Source organism: Limnohabitans sp. TEGF005 (assembly GCF_055394835.1).
The window spans coordinates 1,640,377-1,658,498 of sequence record NZ_AP029226.1; the positions used below are offsets into that span (position 1 = coordinate 1,640,377).

Below are 18,122 nucleotides of genomic sequence, written 5' to 3' on the forward strand. Positions count from 1 at the left end.
CAGGATTATCGCGACTTCACAAGCCCAGTCTGGCGATCCGACCTGCGCCACGCTGGGGCGACTTGAAAAGTCGCCTTTCAGGCGTTTCTCACCACGGCAACACCGTTTCATCGCAATCAGACACAGGTAAGAGTTACTTTGAATTACATTCAAGGCCACCCTTGGCCCCGTTCCCAACCGTTCTGAAAACACCCACACCATGCAAATGACCCCCACCATCGCCATTCACATGAGCGCCGCCATCACGGCGGTCTTGTTGGGGCCAGTTGCGCTGTGGGCCCGGCTAGGCCGCACCACCCGTCCGCGCCTGCACCGCGCCCTGGGCTATGCCTGGGTAACTTGCATGATCACAGCAGCCTTGAGCGCGATATTCATCCGTGACTTCCAACTGCCCAATGCCATGGGGTACACACCGATCCACCTGCTGATTCCGCTCACGTTTTTCAGCCTGTACCGCGCATTTGTCTACCTGCTTCAAGGCAACATCCAAGGTCACCGCAAAACCATGCAATGGCTGTACGTCAGTGCGTGCCTAGTTGCAGGTGCATTCACATTGGTCCCTGGGCGTTACCTGGGTAATTTGATCTGGTCAAACTAACCAAGTCTGGATTCAAAAAAGTCGCCATGCAAACACTGCAACACATCCCCGTTTGGGTCTTCGCTTTACTGATCGGTCTCATTGCTCTGGGTTTGGTACAAACGCGCACACGCCGTGTTCGCAAGCAACGCCTTTTGGGCATCAACATCGCACTGACCGTGTTCACCTTGGTGGGCGTGGTCCAGCAGTGGCGGCTGACGCCGTGGCTGACAACGAGCCTCCTCAGCTGGGCCGCCATGGGTTTGCTGGTGGCATGGGCGCTCGGTCAAGGTGCCGCGCCAGGCGGGGCCCGCTACGACCAAGAAACCCGTCACTACACCGTGCCCGGCAGCTGGATGCCCTTGGCCCTGTTCATGGCCATTTTTGCTTGCAAGTTTGTGGTGGGCATGCTGGCCGCGACGGCCCCAGAGAGCTTGCACAGCCTGCAAACGGCCATCGGCATCAGCGCCCTGTACGGCTTTTTTTCAGGGGTGCTAAACGCAAGGGCCCTGCGGCTGTTGAAACTCAACACACACCAAGACCAGCACACCTGATTCAGGTCTGCGCACGCCCTTGCCTCTGTCAGTCAGGGCTGAAGCCAGCGATCTCAGCGCTGTACATGGCCATGACCGCGGCCATGACCACGGCCACCGTCATGGTCGCGATCATCTCGGCGATCACGCCCCTCATGCCGACGGCCATGGTCACGCCCCCAGCTTGGCGCTGGCCGGTACACCTGAGGCACATAAACAACCCGAGGTGGCGGCGTAGGTGCATAAAAGACGCGAGGCTGCGGCATGACCACCATGGGGCCATGGATGCCGACCTGTGCATAGACCGGGGCATGGCCGATTTGGGAAGAAAACACCACCGATGGCGACACCGCCACCGGATGGGCGCAGCCCACTTGCGACAGGCCCAAGGCCAGAGTGCACAGCAACAGCGATTTTCGGGTCCAGGTTTTGAGAGCCAACGTGGCCATGTGCATTCCTTTGAAAGTGACGGCGAACCCTTGATCCGCCTGCACCTGTAGCGCTTCAAGCGCATTTTTCGCGGACAAAGCGGGCTTCACAATGGTTTCCAGTCGTAACCAGATCACCCAGAGCACGCACGCGCTTCCCTCTAAAATCAAGCGCTATGACCTCCCCCACCGACAAAGCCACCGCCAGCGCCGCTGCTGCTCCCGCCGAACACAAAGTCAGCAACTTCCTGCGCCAAATCATTGGAAACGATCTGGAAAAAGGCACCTACGCCGCTCGCCGCTGGGCAGGCAGCCCCGGCGATGCCGCGCACCACGCAGCAGGCGAACCGGACCCAGCCAAGATCCGCACCCGCTTTCCGCCCGAACCCAACGGCTATTTGCATGTAGGACACGCCAAAAGCATTTGCATCAACTTTGGCTTGGCGCAAGAGTACGGCGGCGTGTGCCACCTGCGCTTTGACGACACCAACCCCGAAAAAGAAGACACCGAATACGTCAACTCCATCATCGATGCCGTGAAATGGCTGGGTTTTGACTGGAATGGCGCAGCCGACGCCGCGCCCTACCAGGCCAGCGACTACTTCGACTTCATGTACCGCGCAGCCGAGGCGCTGATCGAAGCCGGTCACGCCTATGTGGACGAGCAAAGCGCCGAGGACATGCGTGCCAACCGGGGTGACTTTGTCAAACCCGGCGTGGACAGCCCCTTCCGCACCCGCACCGTGGCCGAAAACTTGGCACGCTTTCGCGAAATGCGTGATGGCAAGCTGGCCGACGGCGCTGCCGTACTGCGCGCCAAGATCAGCATGCAGTCCCCCAACATCAACCTGCGCGACCCGGCCATCTACCGCATCCGCCGCGCCACCCACCACCACACGGGCGACAAATGGTGCATCTACCCGATGTACACCTTTGCCCACCCGATTGAGGACGCGCTGGAGCAAATCACCCACAGCCTGTGCACGCTGGAGTTTGAAGACCAGCGCCCGTTTTACGACTGGCTGATGGAACGCCTGTGCGAATGCGGCCTGCTGGCTGCGCCCAGCCCCAAACAATACGAATTTGCCCGCCTGAACCTGACCTATGTCATCACCAGCAAACGCAAGCTGGCGCAACTGGTGACCGAAGGCAAAGTCAACGGCTGGGACGACCCGCGCATGCCGACCATCGTGGGCCTGCGCCGCCGGGGCTACACCCCGACAAGTCTGCGCCTGTTTGCCGACCGCATTGGCGTGACCAAGAGCGACAGCTGGATCGACTACAGCACGCTCGAAGGGTGCCTGCGCGAAGATCTGGAAAACAAAGCCCACCGCGGCATGGCCGTGCTCGACCCCGTCAAGCTCGTGTTGAGCAACTGGGCCGAGGCCTTTGGCAGCGACGGCTACACCGAGGCCTGCACCCAACCCGCCCTGCCCCACAGCGCAGTGGCCGAGGGCCAAACGCCGCCAGCCGACCGCTCTTTCCTGATCGGCAAAGAAGTGTGGATCGAGCGCGAAGACTTTGAAGAAGTGCCGCCCAAGGGCTACAAACGCTTGTTCCCCGGCAACGTGGTGCGCCTGAAAGGCGGCTACGTGATCGAATGCACCGGCTGCGCACGCGATGCGGCGGGCAATGTGACCGAGGTGCACGCCAAAGTGATCCCTGGCACCAAGAGCGGCACACCCGGTGCCGACAGCGTCAAAGCCAAAGCCGCCATCACCTGGGTGGCCGTGGCCGACGGCGTGCAAGCCGAAGTGCGCCTGTACGACCGCCTCTTTGCAGAAGCGCATCCTGATGCGGGCGGCAAAGACTTCTTGCAATCGCTCAACCCGGACAGCTTGAAGGTTGTCACCGCGTACGTGGAACCGTCATTGGCCGGGGCGCAGCCGGACCAGAAGTTTCAGTTTGAGCGGTTTGGGTACTTTGTGGCGGACCGCTTGGATCATGTGGCGGGAGCCAAGCCGGTATTCAATCGGGTGACGGGGTTGAAGGACAGTTGGGGCAAATGAATTGAGCTCACGCCCTCAAACCATCCAAATATTTCTCCCATCCGGCGACCCACGCGGCATGCGCGTGGCCGAGATCACAACCCGCATTGTTCGTGTGATCGAGGTGCCGCGCAGCCAACTGGCCGACTTCCTGAAGATGCCAGAGGCCCAGCAAGTGGGCGTGTACTTTTTGATGGGCGAATTGTCTGAGGCGGGTTTACCTCGCACTTACATCGGACAGTCAGGCAGTGTGGGCAAGCGCTTGGAGCAACACCATCAGAACAAAGATTTTTGGAACCGCGCTTTCGTGGTCATCTCGCTGACCAACAGCTTGACGCAAACTCATGCATTGTTTTTGGAATGGCTGGCTATTGCAGAAGCCACCAAGGCAGGACGTTATGGTCTAGAGAATGGCAACACCGGTTCGCAGCCCTACACACCTGCTCCTTTGCAAGCGGATTGTCATGAGATTCACGAAACCTCAGCCACTTTGTTGGCCACGTTGGGCCAGCCCATTTTTGAACCCTTGACCAGTGCCCCAACCGCTAAAGGCATCGTCGAATTGTTCTATTGCAAGGGCTCGGGGGCCGACGGCGTGGGCGAATACACCACCGAAGGTTTTGTGGTGCACAAAGGTTCGAAGGGGCGAGCAGAGATCGTTCCTTCAATTCAGGGAACTTCTCACGAGCGCATGCGCAGCCAGTTAATTACTGAAGGCGTTCTGACCGAAATCGCTGGCAGTGCTGGATCTCTGCTGGTTTTCACACGCGACCACCTGTTTTCAAGCCCCAGCACAGCCGCCATGGCAGTCATGGGCCGATCAGCAAATGGCTGGGTTGAATGGAAAACGGCATCCGGCAAGACTTTGGACGAGGTCAAGCGGCAAGGCGTCATCAGCACAAATGCTGACTGACCAGAAAGTGCCTAGAGCTTTAAAGCAGAAACTCGGTGGTTTGCTCGCGCGTGGTGAACTTGTACGTGTTCACCTCTTGCCCCCTGCTTTTTTGCTGGGGTTCTGCCCCAAAGTACGCAACTGCTTGGCGCTTTGCGGGCTGACCAGCTTTTTGCCAGTTTCGGCTTCAAGCTTCAGCCGCGCCTGCCGGGCCACCCCGCCGCCGCGCTTGGCCACGTCTTCGTGGTCGTCTAGCGTTTGCGGCTGCACGGCTTCTGAAATTTCCTTGGTGGACAGCTCGGCCAGCATGCTCATGATCAACTCTTTGTTGGTCATGTTGTCACGCAGGTTTTCTTTCTTCAGGCCCTTGTGCTGCTTGTATTCCTTGGCGGTTTTGTCGGCCCAGGTTTTGTAAATCACGTCGGTCAAAAATGCGAATTGCGGCCCTTCTTGCAAGCCGTGCTTTTTCCACTCGTCGGTCAGCTCTTTGCAGATCTCGATGCTCTTGAGCCGCTGGTTGATCCAATTGTCTGTGTACCCCAGGCGCTTGTAGTCGAGCATGGCCTGCTCGATGCTCAGCTCCGGGTCTTGCAGCTGGTCCAGGCGCTGGCTGCCCACTTCGGCCAGCCAGAGCTTGAAGGGTTCGGCCCGCTTGCTGGGGATGGACTGGATGAGCCGCAAGATTTGCTCGGTGTCCGCCACATCGGTCAGGTATTTTTTGCCATCGGCGGCGGTCAATTTCAGTTGACTACAGTTTGTAGCCAACTGACTGCCTTCGTTTTTCAGGCGAACTTTGAGCACGCTCCAGTACTTGCGCGCCCGCGTGTAGTCCGGCTGATCGGTCAGCACCGCCACAACGTCGACCACCGAAAACCACCATTTTTCAGCCTCGGCATCCCATTCGCTGCGAATGTTCTGCGATTCGAACAGCTTGACTTTGCTGTCGGCGTCGAACTTGTCGAGGATGCTCGTCATACTGAAACCTTGTCGTTTTTTGGGGTGAATCGGGGGCGTTTGGCTCGACTTTTTGAACCTCGCCCGTTGCAGGTAAGCATATCAAGCGCGAGGCTCAGGTCATTCTTGGCCGCTGTGTGTGTCGTCGTAGATCTCGTGCAGCGACTTGCCGTTGAACGTCCAGTGCGGTGAGGGCTGAATGGCATAGTCTTTGGGCAAACCCAAAACGACGCGAGTGGCCGCCGACAACGAGCATTCGTGCCCTTCAAACATCACCTTCTTGTCGCTCGCCACGGTGACTTGGCGGCTGCCGTCTTTGAAGACCAGCACCGAGCCGCTGGGGATGCCCAGCTCATGAAAATTCATGCGCGGGCGGCGGGCTTCTTTCATCACCTCGGCGGATTGTTTGTCTGCCGCATCGGTGTCCGCCTCGATGGTTTTCTCCACCGCGTCGGTGATGTCCTCGACCTGCAAGAGCTTCAAGACCGCGATCACCCGGTCCGCCTCGATTCGAAAGAACTCCCGGTTGGGGTTGATCCGGTCTTTGCCAAACGCATAGTGCAAGGTGCGCTCCACCTCGCTGGCGTCTTTGACTTGACACGCAAACGCGCAGTCGTAGGGCACCGGCACACCCGTGCTGTAGAGCTGCTTCATCCGCGCTTCCACCTCCATTTGGGTGGTCATGCCAATTTTGATCAGCCCTGGCATGGCGGGGTTGGTCAACACGTAAACGATTTGGTTGAAGTCGATTGAAATTTTTTGAAGTACTTCAAAAAAAATGATGATCAAAGAGTTTATTCGTCACATTGAATGTATTCCTTCACAAAGTGAGAATTAATACCGAATTGAACACCCATTCGTTTAAGAACCTCCCGGCCACAGCCGCGCAAAGTCAAACGAGAGTTGCCGATGCTGCCGAAGGGTCAGCAGGACCACCGTCTCTTGGGCTTCCATGGCTGCGTAGAGCACCAGTTATCCGGAAATTCCGGCTAACTGCCGCTTCCTCTAACTCGTTGTCAGCAAATATGTTTTTCAGGTCTTCGCTCACCGTGCGGATATTGACACATAAAGCTCGCCCATCATTTCTGGCTCAGCCACACACCCTGCGCTTTGGCCGCTACCCCCACCCATTTATTCCAAATCTGTGCCATGTTGGTACGCGAGTCCACGCCTGAGAAGCTGGCGTTTTTGAGTGGGTCGGGGTCGGGGTTTTAACCCTCACAGCTTGGTATTCAGGTGCGGCCATGCTGCAGAACTTGGTCAGATAACGGCTTGAATTTCCATGAGCGCTGAACTTCGCTAAACTGACTTTCCACTGCCTTTTGGAGCCCCACATGCCCACCGCCAAACAACTCTGCGATCAAGCATCACAACTGCCCCCAGAAGAGCGCATGGCCTTGGTCGATCAAATTTTGGATACGTTGGACGAACGTGACAGCTCACTGGACGCGCAATGGGCACAAGAAGCAGAAAGTCGTCTGGCCGCTTACCGCCGGGGTGAGGTTAAAGCCATCCCACTGAACGACGTCATTGCCAAATACCAAATCAAAACGACATGAGCGTGAGGCTGCTGCCCGCCGCTCAAGTTGAGCTGGACGAGGCCATCCATTGGTACGCTCAACAAGCGCCAGGCTTGGGCGATTCGTTCTTGGTGGAGTTTCTTCGCACCATCCAGCTCATTGAGCGCCATCCAACTGGCTGGCATCCACTTTCAAACCAGACGCGTCGCTGCCGACTGCGGAGATTTCCATACGGCGTGATTTACAGCCAAGATGAACAAGGCATTCTGATCGTGGCCGTCGCCCATTTGCACCGTCGGCCTGCGTATTGGCAATGCCGTGTGAATTGATTTCGCTGAAGTTATCCATGCACATCACCACCCTCCCCGCCCTGCGCCAGCTCTACGGCCCTGCCCGTGAGCGTTCGGTCAAAAAAGAAATCCCGGCGCTCGACGCGCATGCGGTGCAGTTCATCGGCTTGTCGCCCTTTGTTGTGCTGGCCAGCAGCGATGCGCACGGGCACATGGACGCTTCGCCTCGCGGGGGCGATGCGGGCTTCGTCAAGGTGCTGGACGCGCAAACCCTGCTGATCCCCGATGCGCCGGGCAACAACCGGTTGGACACACTCGAAAACATTGTTGCCACGGGCCGCTTGGGCACTTTGTTCATGGTGCCGGGCTTTGACGAAACCTTGCGTGTGAATGGCCGCGCCGTGCTGTCCACCGACCCGGCCGATTTGGCGCTGTGTGCCGATGCGCGGCGCACGCCCGCTCTGGTGATCCGTCTGGCGGTGGCGTCGGTGTACTTGCATTGCGCCAAGGCCTTCATGCGCTCCAAGCTTTGGGACGCTTCGCAACACACAGACCGGTCGCAGATGCCCAGCATGGGCGAGATGTTGCGTGATCAGATGCGGGCCTTCCATGGCCAAGAGACCGAAGCCGAAACCCAGGCCCAGATGCTGGAGCGCTACCAGCAGTCGCTTTGAGGTCTGTGCACCGGCAAGGGGACCAAGTTGTTCCAGATGTCTGTGCATGAAGCTGTGGACAACACCGTGGACATCCGCGCAAACCCTTGCCCCGCATGGCTTGGCAGGCGGTGCCTGTTCAACAGGCACTGGGTCGAAGGGGGGTTCGAGAGCCAGGAAGACTGGCCATGCGTGCGCAGCATGCTGACATGTTCAGATTAAAAATATCTATTCATAAATCAATTCAAACAATCACTGAGCCGTGTTAAATTAGGCATTCACTATCTATTCACCAAGAGATGCCATGCCCGCCACCACCGACCTCAGCACCCGCTTGACCGACGCACTGCGCCAGCTGGGCGGCGCCGCCAGCAGCGCCGAGCTGCAAACGCGCTTGGGCGTGAGCCAGGCCACGGTGTCACGGGCGCTGTCAGGCTTGCTGCGCGCGGGCACGGTGCTCAAGGTCGGGGCGGCTCGGTCGCAGCGCTATTTGTTGCCGCGCCCGATCGATGGCGTGGGGGCCGAAGTGCCCATCATGCGGGTCGATGTGCACGGTCAGGTCAGCCCCTTTGGGCGCATGGTGGCTTTGCAGGGTGGGCGGTTTTGGGTCGATGAGGCCGATGGTGTGACCGAGCTGCACGACGGCTTGCCCTGGTTTTTGAGCGACATGCGGCCCCAGGGTTTCATGGGACGCACTTTTGTGCAGGCCCACCCCGAGCTGAATTTGCCCGCCGACTTGCGCTACTGGAGCGATGACGATGCGCTCAGGGCCTTGGTGCAAATGGGCGACGACCTGCCGGGCAACCTGATCGTAGGGCAGCCTGCGCTGGACCGGTATTTGCGGCAAGTACCGCCCCAAGCCGATGTGGCGCAGCCCGATCTCGATTACCCGCGCTTGGCCGATTTGGTGATGCAGGGCACGCAAGCGGGTTCATCGGCCGGGGGTGAGCAACCCAAGTTTTGCGCCCGCTTGGACGAACCCGCCCATCAACGCCCGGTGTTGGTGAAGTTTTCTCCCGCAGGCGATGCCCCGGCCGATCAGCGCACCCGAGATCTGCTGGTGTGCGAGCACTTGGCGCTGCAAACATTGGCCGATGCCGGCTTGCCCGCTGCGCAAACGCGCATCGTGGCGGCAGGCGGGCGGGTGTTTTTGGAGTCCACGCGCTTTGACCGCACGGCACAAGGGCGTCTGGGCATGGTGTCGCTGCTGGTCTACGACGCGCAATACGTGGGCCAAATGGACAACTGGGCCGCCACGGCGCAGCGCATGGCAGCGCGGCAATTGGTCACCGCGCAAGATGCCGGGCACCTGAAGCTGCTTGACGCCTATGGCCAGCTGATTGGCAACACTGACCGGCATTACGGCAACATTTCCTTTTTGCTGCACAAGGACGATTGGCAGTTGTCGCCCACCTACGACATGTTGCCCATGCTGTATGCGCCCATCCAAGGCGAAGTCGTGGCGCGGGATTTTGCTGCCCGACCTCTGCACCCCAGCGCCAGCACCTTGGCGGTGTGGCCGCAAGCCAAGGCTTTGGCGGCACAGTTTTGGCAAACGGCTGCCACAGATGGGCGTATTTCTGAGGGCTTTAGGGCCTTGGCGCTGGCCAATGTGGCTGTGGTGCAAAGCGCTTGAAGCGCCCGAACGGGTTGGCTGTGCCGCAGGGGCTTACTTTTTTTGCACCGGGTTGGCCAGCAACAATTGGGTCGGGTAGGCCCGCATGAACTCACGGGCTTTTTCCAGCGGTGCCGTCAGCCAGGCCCCATAAGCGCCCTCATTCAGGATGGCTGGCATGCGTTTCTCGTTGCCGTTTTGCCCATAACGGTTCATCAAAGCGTGGCTGTTGGCGTTGACCGTGAGCAGGGTGTAGCTGATGATTTCTTCGCCGTCCTGGGTCCAGCGCTCCCACAGGCCTGCCACGCCCATGGGTTTACCGTCCACGCGGGCAATGCGGGTGGGCACGGCTTTGCGATTGCGCCAGTCGTCTTCAATAAAGGCTTGCATCGGGATGATGCACCGCTGCGCGTTGAGCCAAGTCTCACGCGTGGGCGTCGCGGTGCTCATGGTTTCGTAGCGTGTGACGGCCAACTTGGTCGAGCGCAGTTTGGCGTCTGAGGCCGACTTGACCCAAGTGGGCACCAAACCAAACTGGCCTTGCGCCAGCTCCATCACCAGCGGACTGGTGGGGGCAGGAACAGGGTCTGTCATGGCGTCTGAAATGTTGGCAGCGGATGCGCCAGCCTCCGAAGTGGGTTCAGCGCCGGTTTCTGGGGTTGGCTGCCCAGGCACAAAGGCTTTGCGGATGAAAAAGCCTTGTTGACGTGGCCAGACTTCTTTGCCCAGCAAGGTTTCAGGGGGGGCGATGCCAAAGGCTTCGGCGTACAGGTCTGCGCTTTTCAGGCATTCGTATTGGGTGCTCATGCTTGGATGCTAACCGACCTGATACGCTCACGCCCTTGCCCATGCACCTCATGACTTGCCCATGCTGATCCGCTTCAACAAACCTTATGGCGTGCTCAGCCAGTTCACCCCCGAGGGTCGCTGGCGCGGGCTGAAAGACCACATCGACCTGCCCGGCGTGTACGTGGCGGGACGGCTGGATGCCGACAGCGAAGGCTTGCTGCTGCTGACCGACGATGGTCCATTGCAGGCCCGCATTGCCGATCCGCGCTTCAAGATGGAAAAAACCTATTGGGTGCAGGTGGAGGGCGTGGTGGACGACAAAGCCCTGACCGCCTTGGCTCGGGGCGTGACACTGAACGATGGCCCCACCCTGCCCGCCCGCGCCCGTGCAGTGCCAGCGCCTGCCGACCTGTGGCCGCGCAATCCGCCCATTCGCGAGCGGCAGAGCATTCCGACTTCGTGGCTGGAACTGAGTATTCGCGAAGGCCGCAACCGCCAGGTGCGGCGAATGACCGCTGCCGTGGGCTTGCCCACACTGCGTTTGATTCGCACCGCCGTGGGGCCCTACAACCTGGACGGGCTGCCCAGCGGCACCTGGCAAGAAGTATCGGCCTGAGCACACGCCTCTAAAAAGTGCTTGAAAACGCGTGACAACGACGTCCTGCGTCTTCAGACACAATCACGCATCGTCAACACCTGAGTGGAACCCAAATGTCTGAATTGCTGAACAAACTCGAATGGCGCTACGCCTGCAAAAAAATGGACCCGACCAAGGTCGTGCCCCAAGAAAAAGTGGACCGCATTGTCGAAGCCGCCCGTTTGGCCCCCACCTCCAGCGGCTTGCAGCCGTTTGAAGTTTTCGTGGTCACCAACACTGCCGTGCGCGAGCAGATCAAGCCCAAAGCCTGGGGTCAAGGTCAGGTTACCGACGGCTCGCACCTGTTGGTGTTTGCGGCTTGGGACAACTACACGGCCGATCGCATCAACATGATGTTTGACCTCACCAACGCGCAGCGCGGCGGCACCAACGAAGGCTGGGAAAACTACCGCCAAATGTTGCTCAACAACTACCCCGCACGCGATGAACAAGTCAACTTCGAGCATGCCGCTCGCCAAGCCTACATTGGCTTGGGCGCATCCTTGATTGCTGCCGCTTTTGAAGAAGTCGACGCGACCCCGATGGAAGGCTTTGACCCCAAAGCCGTGGACGAGATTCTGGGCCTGCGCGCTCGCGGCCTGCGCAGCGTGGTGATCGTGCCCCTGGGTTACCGCGCCAGTGAAGGCGACTGGTTGGCCAACCTGAAAAAGGTCCGCCGTCCGCGTGAAACATTCGTCACCGAAGTGAAGTAACGTGACGGGGTGCCTGCCGCTGTAACGGCAAGCCATCGCCACACGAAGCCCTGTACAAAGCCGCAGACCCTGCGGCTTTGTGCTTTAACATCAGAGGGCTCCCAATTCGGGAAGGTCTACAAGGAAACGAACATGGCCAAAGGCGAACAACGCAGCAACAAAATGGCCAAGAAGCCAAAGAAAGACACGTCTCCCCCCAAGACGTTCACATCGGACCGCCCGATGGCACCCGCCACCTTTGTGGCGCCTCGCGGCAAAGTCAAAGACAAATAAAGCGCACAGACAAAGCGCACCACTGCCCAGCATGGCTGGGCCAGCCAGCCTGCCTGCACACGCCTCCGCACATGCCTGAGAATTTCCAGATCTTCACTGCCCGGGTGCTGCCCGCTGACTTGCAATTCGATGTCGAGGGCGACCTGACCCTGCTCGAAGCGGCCGAAATGTCGAGGGTGCAATTGCCCAGCTCGTGCCGGAACGGCACCTGCCGCACCTGCATTTGCCAGCTGGTGAGCGGCCAAGTGACTTACACCGTGGAATGGCCTGGCCTGTCGGCCGAAGAAAAGGCCGAGGGGCTGGTGCTGCCCTGCGTGGCACGGCCCATGTCCAACGTGGTGCTGGAACAGCCTGCCGCCACGGCGGTTTGATTGGCGCTGCAACACATGACCCCGATCCACGAAGACGAACACCTGTTGGTGCTGGCAAAACCCAGCGGCTTGTTGTCGGTGCCCGGTCGCGGCCCCGACAAGCAAGACTGCCTGGCCAGCCGTGTGCAAGCGATTTACCCCGAAGCGCTGGTGGTGCATCGCCTGGACCAAGACACCTCGGGCCTGCTGGTCATGGCCCGTGGCATTGAGGCGCAACGCCGCATGAGCCGCCTGTTTGAAACCCGCCAGGTACACAAACGCTATGTGGCCGTGGTGGCCGGGCAAGTGCTGCAAACCCAACACGAGGTGCCCACCGACGAAGACGGCTGGCGCACCATCGACGGGCCAATCCTGCTGGACTGGGAGCGCCGCCCAATTCACATCGTGCACCCCGATGGCAAACCCAGCCGCAGCCGTTGGCGTGCTTTGCAAAGCAGCGACACCGCCACGCTGCTAGAACTGGAACCCGTCACAGGCCGCACGCACCAACTGCGCGTGCACCTGCAAAGCATTGGCCACCCCATGCTGGGCGATGCACTCTACGCCCCTGCTCCCGTGCGGGCCCTCAGCCCGCGCTTGATGCTGCACGCGCAGTCGCTGGCATTTCCGCACCCGTTCACCGATGCGCCGATGGCGTTTTCTGCCCCGACGGATTGGTCAGCCCATGCCCCATACGGCGCATTCAAGATGGCACCGATGATGACTTTTGAAGACTTCCAACAACAAGCCTTGGCCGAAGGTTTTGACGAGGTACTGGAACGACACTGGGAGCCCCATGTGGTGCTGGATGTGCACACCCACCCGTTTGCGGTCAAAGCCCGCCTCATTGCTGGGCAAATGTGGCTGAGCTGCACAGCGCCAGACGGCAGCCACCAAAAGCGCTACCTGACTCCGGGCGACGAGTTCGCGTTGTCCCGCGACGAACCCCATGCAGAGCAATACGGCCCCGAAGGCGCCACCTATTGGGTGGCCCGCAAGAACTGAGCAACCGTCAGTCGTCGATGCCCAGTTCCTGAATTTTGCGGGTGATGGTGTTGCGGCCAATACCCAGCTTCTGTGCAGCTTCGATGCGGCGGCCCCGTGTTGTGGCCAGCGCAGCTTGAATCAGGCTGGTCTCAAACCGGCGGGTCAGCACATCCCAGACATCGGTGCGCCCGGCATTCAGCAGGGCCAACGCCTCTTGCTCCAAACTCGGCTCCCATGTCGAAGCGGTCACCGCAGACGCACCAGAAACACCCAGCGCAAAAACATCTCCGGTGGCTGAGAGTTCAGACACAGCCGACGAAGTCGCCTCATGGGCGTCCATCGACACATCCAGCCCCGCGCCACTCGGCTGCGTCCCAGAGGCAAGCACAGAGGCGGTGACACCCGACGACAGTGCGGTGAAAGGCACTGCAGCCGGGGCCAAGCTGGGGCGGCTTTCCAGCACTTCGGGTGGCAAGTCCTTGACTTCAATCACTTGCGCAGGGGCCATCACGGTCAGCCAATGGCAGATGTTTTCCAGCTGGCGCACGTTGCCTGGAAACTGGAAATGGCTCAAGCGTTCAAGGGCTGCGTCGGCAATGCGCTTGGGCTCAACACCCAACTGCTGGGCACTGCGCTGCAAGAAGTAACGCGCCAACACGGGCACGTCTTCGCGCCGTTCGCGCAAAGCCGGCAGGCGCAGGCGAATCACGTTCAGGCGGTGGTACAGGTCTTCGCGGAACACGCCTTCCTTGACGCGTTGCTCCAGGTCTTGGTGCGTGGCGGCGATCACGCGCACATTGGCTTTGACGGCGCTGTGCCCACCGACTCGGTAAAAATTGCCATCTGACAAAACGCGCAGCAAGCGGGTTTGCAGGTCAAACGGCATGTCGCCAATTTCGTCCAAAAACAGCGTGCCGCCATCGGCCTGTTCAAAGCGACCCCGGCGCGAGGCCTGAGCGCCCGTGAAGGCACCGCGCTCGTGCCCAAACAGTTCGCTCTCAAGCAAATCTTTGGGAATGGCGGCGGTGTTGATGGCCACAAAGGGCTGGTTGGCGCGGGGCGAGTGTTTGTGCAGCGCATGCGCCACCAGCTCTTTGCCCGAGCCCGATTCGCCCGTGATGAGCACCGTGACATGGCTTTGCGCCAAGCGGCCAATGCCGCGAAACACATCTTGCATGGCCGGGGCTTGGCCCAGCATTTCTGGCGCATCGGCCATCTTTTCTTCGGCCACGTCTTCGCGCTGGCTCTCGCCCACGGCACGACGGATCAACTCCACCGCCTTGGGCAGGTCAAAGGGCTTGGGCAGGTATTCGAAGGCGCCGCTGGAGAAGGCAGACACGGCGCTGTCCAGATCGGAAAACGCGGTCATGATGATGACCGGCAAACCGGGCATGCGCTGCTTGATGGTGGCCAGCAAATCCAGCCCCGAGCCGCCGGGCATGCGAATGTCGCTGACCAGCACCTGCGGGCCATCGGCTTCGCTTTCTGAGTCCAGCGCCTTCAGGACCTCGCGCGGGTTGGTGAAGCTGCGTGTGGGCAAGCCTTCGCGTAGCAGTGCTTTTTCAAGCACAAAGCGAATGGATTGGTCATCGTCTACGATCCAGATCGGCTTCATCAACGTGGCACTTTCTGTGGTTCTCAAGGCAACGGAATCAAAATCTTGAAATCCGTACGGCCGGGCTCGCTGTCACACTCGATCATGCCGTGGTGTTGCTGAACAAAGGTTTGCGCCAATGTGAGCCCCAAGCCGGAGCCGCCTTCGCGCCCCGAGATCAACGGGAAGAAAATGCGGTCCTTGATCGAGTCTGGTACACCAGGCCCGTTGTCGATGACATGCAATTCCAATGCCAGGCGGTAACGCTGCTTGCCAAATGTGACTTGCCGCAAGATGCGGCTCTTGAGTATGATCTGGCCATCGCCTTGCGCAATGCGCTCTTGCAGGGCCTGCGAAGCGTTGTGCGCGATGTTCAGCACCGCCTGAATCAGCTGCTCACGGTCACCGCGAAACTCAGGAATCGAGATGTCGTAATCGCGCACCACTTTGAGCCCCCGAGGAAACTCGGCCAGGATCAGCGTGCGCACCCGCTCACACACCTCATGGATGTTCACATCACCCACGACATGCGGGCGGCGGTGGGGCGCCAGCAGGCGGTCCACCAAGGTTTGCAGGCGGTCGGCCTCGTGGATGATGACCTGGGTGTATTCGGTCAGCTCTTTGTTTTCAAGCTCCATCTCCAGCAGCTGGGCCGATCCCCGGATGCCGCCCAAAGGGTTCTTGATCTCGTGGGCCAGGTTGCGAATCAGTTCTTTGTTGGCCTGGGCCTGCTCCAGCAGACGCTCTTCGCGCTCTTGGCGGGTTTGCTGTTCAACGGGCAAAAGCTCCACGATCACTTCGTCAGCCTGGTCCGACGGGGCTACGATCACATGCACAGGCAAGGGGTCTTCGTGGTGCAGTCGGCGCAGCTGGGCTTCGTAGCGCAGCGCGGCAAACTCGTTGGACTGCGCCCCCACCAGGGCCGCAGCCAAAGGCTGCGGGTCCAAAAAGCAGTCGGGCAGGTAGGTGTCGTAAAGGGTGCGCCGGGACATGCCCAAGGCGTCTTCAAGAGCCGCATTGACAAAGCGCACACGACCTTGGCCCTGCAACACGGCCACGGGAGTGGCCAACAAATCAAAGGCCTGAAATCGGAGAACTGACGTGGTCATGGCTTCAAGGTTTTCATGGCCAGTGGGCGATGTGCCAACTCGCGTTGCAAACTGTCGATATCGCGCTGTGCCCGGTCAATGGCGGCTTTGAGCGCGGTCACGCGGTCCTGGTATTTGTGGGGCGCGGCCTGTTCGCTTGCCCATTTGACTGGCGCGCCCTGCTTGTACTCTTGCACCAAACCTTGGTGCTGTTTCTGCACCCGCTGCAGCTCTTGATCCAGAATGGTGCGCGCCTGAACATCGCGCTCACCTTGCAGGGCGGTTACAGGCCGAGCAGGCTCTGTTTTGGTGCGCAGTTCGTACACCCCAGGCGCATCGGCCATCACACTGGTGCGTGCGGATGAAGGGCGCAAACCCGAAATGACCGTGACGGCCTGTTCGGTCAAACGCTCACACTGCGTCATGTCGCGTGGGGCATTGGTGTATTCGGTGCCACAGCGCTCAATGACCGCCTGATGCTTCATCTTGCGACTCCGATGTGGGCTGATTTTTGCAAAATTCGAATGGCACTGAACCAGAAAAAAAGGACGGCCAAAGCCGTCCTTTTGGTATTGCACTGGAATGTGCAATGTCATGCCTCTTACAGCGAGTAGTACATGTCGTATTCGACAGGCGACACTTCAACGCGGCTGCGGTTGACTTCTTGCATCTTCAATTCGATGTAAGCGTCGATCCACGAGTCGGTGAACACGCCACCCTTGGTCAAGAAAGTGCGGTCTGCATTGAGCGCGTCCAGTGCCTGGTCGAGGCTGGAGCACACAGTGGGGACCAACTTGTCTTCTTCTGGAGGCAAGTGGTACAGGTCTTTGGTCGCTGCTTCGCCGGGGTGGATCTTGTTTTCGATACCGTCCAAGCCAGCCATCAACAAGGCTGCGAAGCCGAGGTAAGGGTTGCACAATGGATCGGGGAAGCGGGCTTCCACGCGACGGCCCTTGTCGCTGGCGACGTTGGGGATACGGATCGAAGCCGAGCGGTTCTTGGCCGAGTAGGCCAATTTCACAGGGGCTTCGTAGTGTGGAACCAAACGCTTGTAGCTGTTGGTGCCAGGGTTAGTGATCGCGTTCAGGGCGCGAGCGTGCTTGATGATGCCGCCGATGTAGTACAGGGCGAATTCAGACAAGCCAGCGTAGCCATTGCCTGCGAACAGGTTCTTGCCGTCTTTCCAGATGGACTGGTGAACGTGCATGCCGGAACCGTTGTCGCCAGCGTAAGGCTTGGGCATGAAGGTGGCGGTTTTGCCGTAGGCGTTGGCCACGTTGTGGATCACGTACTTTTGCAGCAATGTCCAGTCGGCGCGCTCCACCAGTGTGGAGAAACGGGTACCGATTTCGCACTGACCTGCGCCAGCCACTTCGTGGTGGTGAACTTCGACCGGGATGCCCACGGATTCGAGGATCAAGGACATCTCGCTGCGCATGTCGTGCGTGCTGTCAACGGGAGGCACTGGGAAGTAGCCACCTTTGACGCGGTTACGGTGACCGCTGTTGCCGTTGTCCATCTTGGTGCCGCTGTTCCATGGGGCTTCGGCTTCGTCGATGGCGTAGAAGGTGTTGTTCGGCTCGGTGCTCCAGCGCACGTCGTCAAACAAGAAGAATTCTGGCTCGGGACCAAAGTAGGCGGTGTCGCCCAGGCCCGATTGCTTGAGGTAAGTCTCGGCACGCTTGGCAATGGAACGTGGGTCACGCTCATAGGCCTTGCCGTCTGTGGGCTCGATCACGTCGCAGATCAGGACCAAAGTGACTTCTTCGAAGAAGGGGTCAATGATGGCGCTGTTGGCATCGGGGATCAACAACATGTCCGAAGCTTCGATGCCTTTCCAGCCAGCGATCGAAGAGCCGTCAAAGGCTTGGCCTTCTTCGAACTTGCTTTCGTCAAACTGCGACACGGGTGCAGTGATGTGCTGCCACTTACCACGGGTATCGGTGAAACGGAAGTCAACGAACTTGACTTCGTTCTCTTTCACCATCTTCATCACGTCTGCGACGGTCTTGGCCATCAAATTCTCCTGAATGGAAAGGGGGTTAAAAAGCTGTCGTACAGGTCTTGCAGTTTCTATGCCAACTTGGCTCAGCGGACCACACCCGAACAGTCCAAGATTGTGCCTTGACCCAAGCCGCTTGCGCATCTGCCCGCTGTAAAAAAAGTACCCCAACCGGGTTTTGCGATCCAACATGGGCCCTTGCAGCACGGGTTTTCAGGGAACACCCAGTGCCAACGTCT

General features: G+C 59.5%; 21 protein-coding genes. 13 read left to right on the forward strand and 8 right to left on the reverse strand.

Features of this window, described 5'->3' with window-relative positions; translation table 11 throughout:
- Positions 1-199: 199 nt before the first annotated feature.
- Together ACZ5RG_RS07895 and ACZ5RG_RS07900 are read left to right on the forward strand one after the other, a co-directional pair.
- The gene (locus tag ACZ5RG_RS07895; protein WP_026036530.1) at positions 200-598 is read left to right on the forward strand and encodes a DUF2306 domain-containing protein; all 399 of its coding nucleotides are present in this window, start codon (positions 200-202) and stop codon (positions 596-598) included.
- A 26-nt stretch (positions 599-624) separates the two neighbouring features.
- Positions 625-1,131: a DUF6622 family protein gene (locus ACZ5RG_RS07900; RefSeq protein WP_464446745.1), complete on the forward strand. Its 507-nt coding sequence runs from the start codon at positions 625-627 to the stop codon at positions 1,129-1,131.
- A gap of 53 nt (positions 1,132-1,184) precedes the next feature.
- Here the strand turns inward: ACZ5RG_RS07900 and ACZ5RG_RS07905 are convergent, their stop codons facing one another.
- Entirely contained in the window at positions 1,185-1,559 is a 375-nt protein-coding gene (locus ACZ5RG_RS07905; RefSeq protein WP_312261327.1) for a hypothetical protein, read from the reverse strand.
- A 155-nt stretch (positions 1,560-1,714) separates the two neighbouring features.
- Between ACZ5RG_RS07905 and ACZ5RG_RS07910 the strand changes: the two genes are divergently transcribed.
- Both ACZ5RG_RS07910 and ACZ5RG_RS07915 read left to right on the forward strand, forming a co-directional pair.
- Entirely contained in the window at positions 1,715-3,547 is a 1,833-nt protein-coding gene (locus tag ACZ5RG_RS07910; RefSeq protein WP_464446746.1) for a glutamine--tRNA ligase/YqeY domain fusion protein, read from the forward strand.
- Position 3,548: 1 nt separating this feature from the next.
- Positions 3,549-4,439, forward strand: coding sequence for a GIY-YIG nuclease family protein (locus ACZ5RG_RS07915; RefSeq protein WP_464446747.1), 891 nt, complete (start codon positions 3,549-3,551; stop codon positions 4,437-4,439).
- A 69-nt stretch (positions 4,440-4,508) separates the two neighbouring features.
- Here the strand turns inward: ACZ5RG_RS07915 and ACZ5RG_RS07920 are convergent, their stop codons facing one another.
- On the reverse strand, positions 4,509-5,393 hold the full coding sequence (locus ACZ5RG_RS07920) for a BRO-N domain-containing protein (protein WP_464446748.1): 885 nt from the start codon (positions 5,391-5,393) through the stop codon (positions 4,509-4,511).
- A gap of 99 nt (positions 5,394-5,492) precedes the next feature.
- On the reverse strand, positions 5,493-6,161 hold the full coding sequence (locus ACZ5RG_RS07925) for a GIY-YIG nuclease family protein (protein WP_464446749.1): 669 nt from the start codon (positions 6,159-6,161) through the stop codon (positions 5,493-5,495).
- A gap of 545 nt (positions 6,162-6,706) precedes the next feature.
- Between ACZ5RG_RS07925 and ACZ5RG_RS07930 the strand changes: the two genes are divergently transcribed.
- From ACZ5RG_RS07930 to yjjJ, 4 genes are all read left to right on the forward strand, one after another.
- Complete coding sequence (locus ACZ5RG_RS07930; RefSeq protein ID WP_464446750.1) at positions 6,707-6,931, forward strand: addiction module protein; 225 nt, start codon at positions 6,707-6,709, stop codon at positions 6,929-6,931.
- Complete coding sequence (locus ACZ5RG_RS07935; protein ID WP_464446751.1) at positions 6,928-7,221, forward strand: type II toxin-antitoxin system RelE/ParE family toxin; 294 nt, start codon at positions 6,928-6,930, stop codon at positions 7,219-7,221. Before ACZ5RG_RS07930 ends, ACZ5RG_RS07935 begins: the two co-directional genes overlap by 4 nt.
- Before the next feature lie 17 nt (positions 7,222-7,238).
- Positions 7,239-7,856: a pyridoxamine 5'-phosphate oxidase family protein gene (locus ACZ5RG_RS07940; RefSeq protein WP_298600280.1), complete on the forward strand. Its 618-nt coding sequence runs from the start codon at positions 7,239-7,241 to the stop codon at positions 7,854-7,856.
- A 283-nt stretch (positions 7,857-8,139) separates the two neighbouring features.
- Positions 8,140-9,471 (forward strand): type II toxin-antitoxin system HipA family toxin YjjJ, encoded by a 1,332-nt coding sequence (yjjJ, locus tag ACZ5RG_RS07945; RefSeq protein ID WP_464446752.1) that lies wholly within the window; start codon positions 8,140-8,142, stop codon positions 9,469-9,471.
- Between the two features lie 33 nt (positions 9,472-9,504).
- Here yjjJ and ACZ5RG_RS07950 read toward each other — a convergent pair whose 3' ends face one another.
- Positions 9,505-10,257, reverse strand: a complete 753-nt coding sequence (locus tag ACZ5RG_RS07950; RefSeq protein WP_312261317.1) for an SOS response-associated peptidase family protein — start codon at positions 10,255-10,257, stop codon at positions 9,505-9,507.
- 61 nt (positions 10,258-10,318) lie between these two features.
- On the opposite strand from ACZ5RG_RS07950, the gene ACZ5RG_RS07955 reads away from it, so the two are divergent.
- The 5 genes from ACZ5RG_RS07955 (at position 10,319) to ACZ5RG_RS07975 (ending at position 13,217) form a co-directional block, all read left to right on the forward strand.
- Positions 10,319-10,855: a pseudouridine synthase gene (locus ACZ5RG_RS07955; RefSeq protein ID WP_298600272.1), complete on the forward strand. Its 537-nt coding sequence runs from the start codon at positions 10,319-10,321 to the stop codon at positions 10,853-10,855.
- A gap of 95 nt (positions 10,856-10,950) precedes the next feature.
- Positions 10,951-11,589, forward strand: a complete 639-nt coding sequence (locus ACZ5RG_RS07960; RefSeq protein WP_298600269.1) for an NAD(P)H-dependent oxidoreductase — start codon at positions 10,951-10,953, stop codon at positions 11,587-11,589.
- Between the two features lie 132 nt (positions 11,590-11,721).
- Positions 11,722-11,862: a hypothetical protein gene (locus ACZ5RG_RS07965; protein WP_298600266.1), complete on the forward strand. Its 141-nt coding sequence runs from the start codon at positions 11,722-11,724 to the stop codon at positions 11,860-11,862.
- A 71-nt stretch (positions 11,863-11,933) separates the two neighbouring features.
- Entirely contained in the window at positions 11,934-12,233 is a 300-nt protein-coding gene (locus ACZ5RG_RS07970; RefSeq protein WP_298600263.1) for a 2Fe-2S iron-sulfur cluster-binding protein, read from the forward strand.
- 15 nt (positions 12,234-12,248) lie between these two features.
- A complete protein-coding gene (locus ACZ5RG_RS07975; RefSeq protein WP_464446753.1) occupies positions 12,249-13,217 on the forward strand; it encodes a pseudouridine synthase in 969 nt (322 codons plus the stop codon).
- Between the two features lie 7 nt (positions 13,218-13,224).
- On the opposite strand, the gene ntrC is transcribed toward ACZ5RG_RS07975, so the two are convergent.
- The 4 genes from ntrC to glnA all read right to left on the reverse strand — a co-directional run bounded on the left by ntrC (position 13,225) and on the right by glnA (position 17,898).
- Positions 13,225-14,814 carry a nitrogen regulation protein NR(I) gene (gene ntrC, locus ACZ5RG_RS07980; RefSeq protein ID WP_464448188.1) on the reverse strand — a complete coding sequence of 530 codons (1,590 nt, stop codon included), beginning with the start codon at positions 14,812-14,814 and terminating at the stop codon, positions 13,225-13,227.
- Positions 14,815-14,837: 23 nt separating this feature from the next.
- Complete coding sequence (gene glnL, locus ACZ5RG_RS07985; protein ID WP_464446754.1) at positions 14,838-15,902, reverse strand: nitrogen regulation protein NR(II); 1,065 nt, start codon at positions 15,900-15,902, stop codon at positions 14,838-14,840.
- Entirely contained in the window at positions 15,899-16,366 is a 468-nt protein-coding gene (locus ACZ5RG_RS07990; protein ID WP_464446755.1) for a hypothetical protein, read from the reverse strand. Before ACZ5RG_RS07990 ends, glnL begins: the two co-directional genes overlap by 4 nt.
- Before the next feature lie 116 nt (positions 16,367-16,482).
- On the reverse strand, positions 16,483-17,898 hold the full coding sequence (glnA, locus tag ACZ5RG_RS07995) for a type I glutamate--ammonia ligase (RefSeq protein ID WP_464446756.1): 1,416 nt from the start codon (positions 17,896-17,898) through the stop codon (positions 16,483-16,485).
- Between the last annotated feature and the right edge of the window lie 224 nt (positions 17,899-18,122).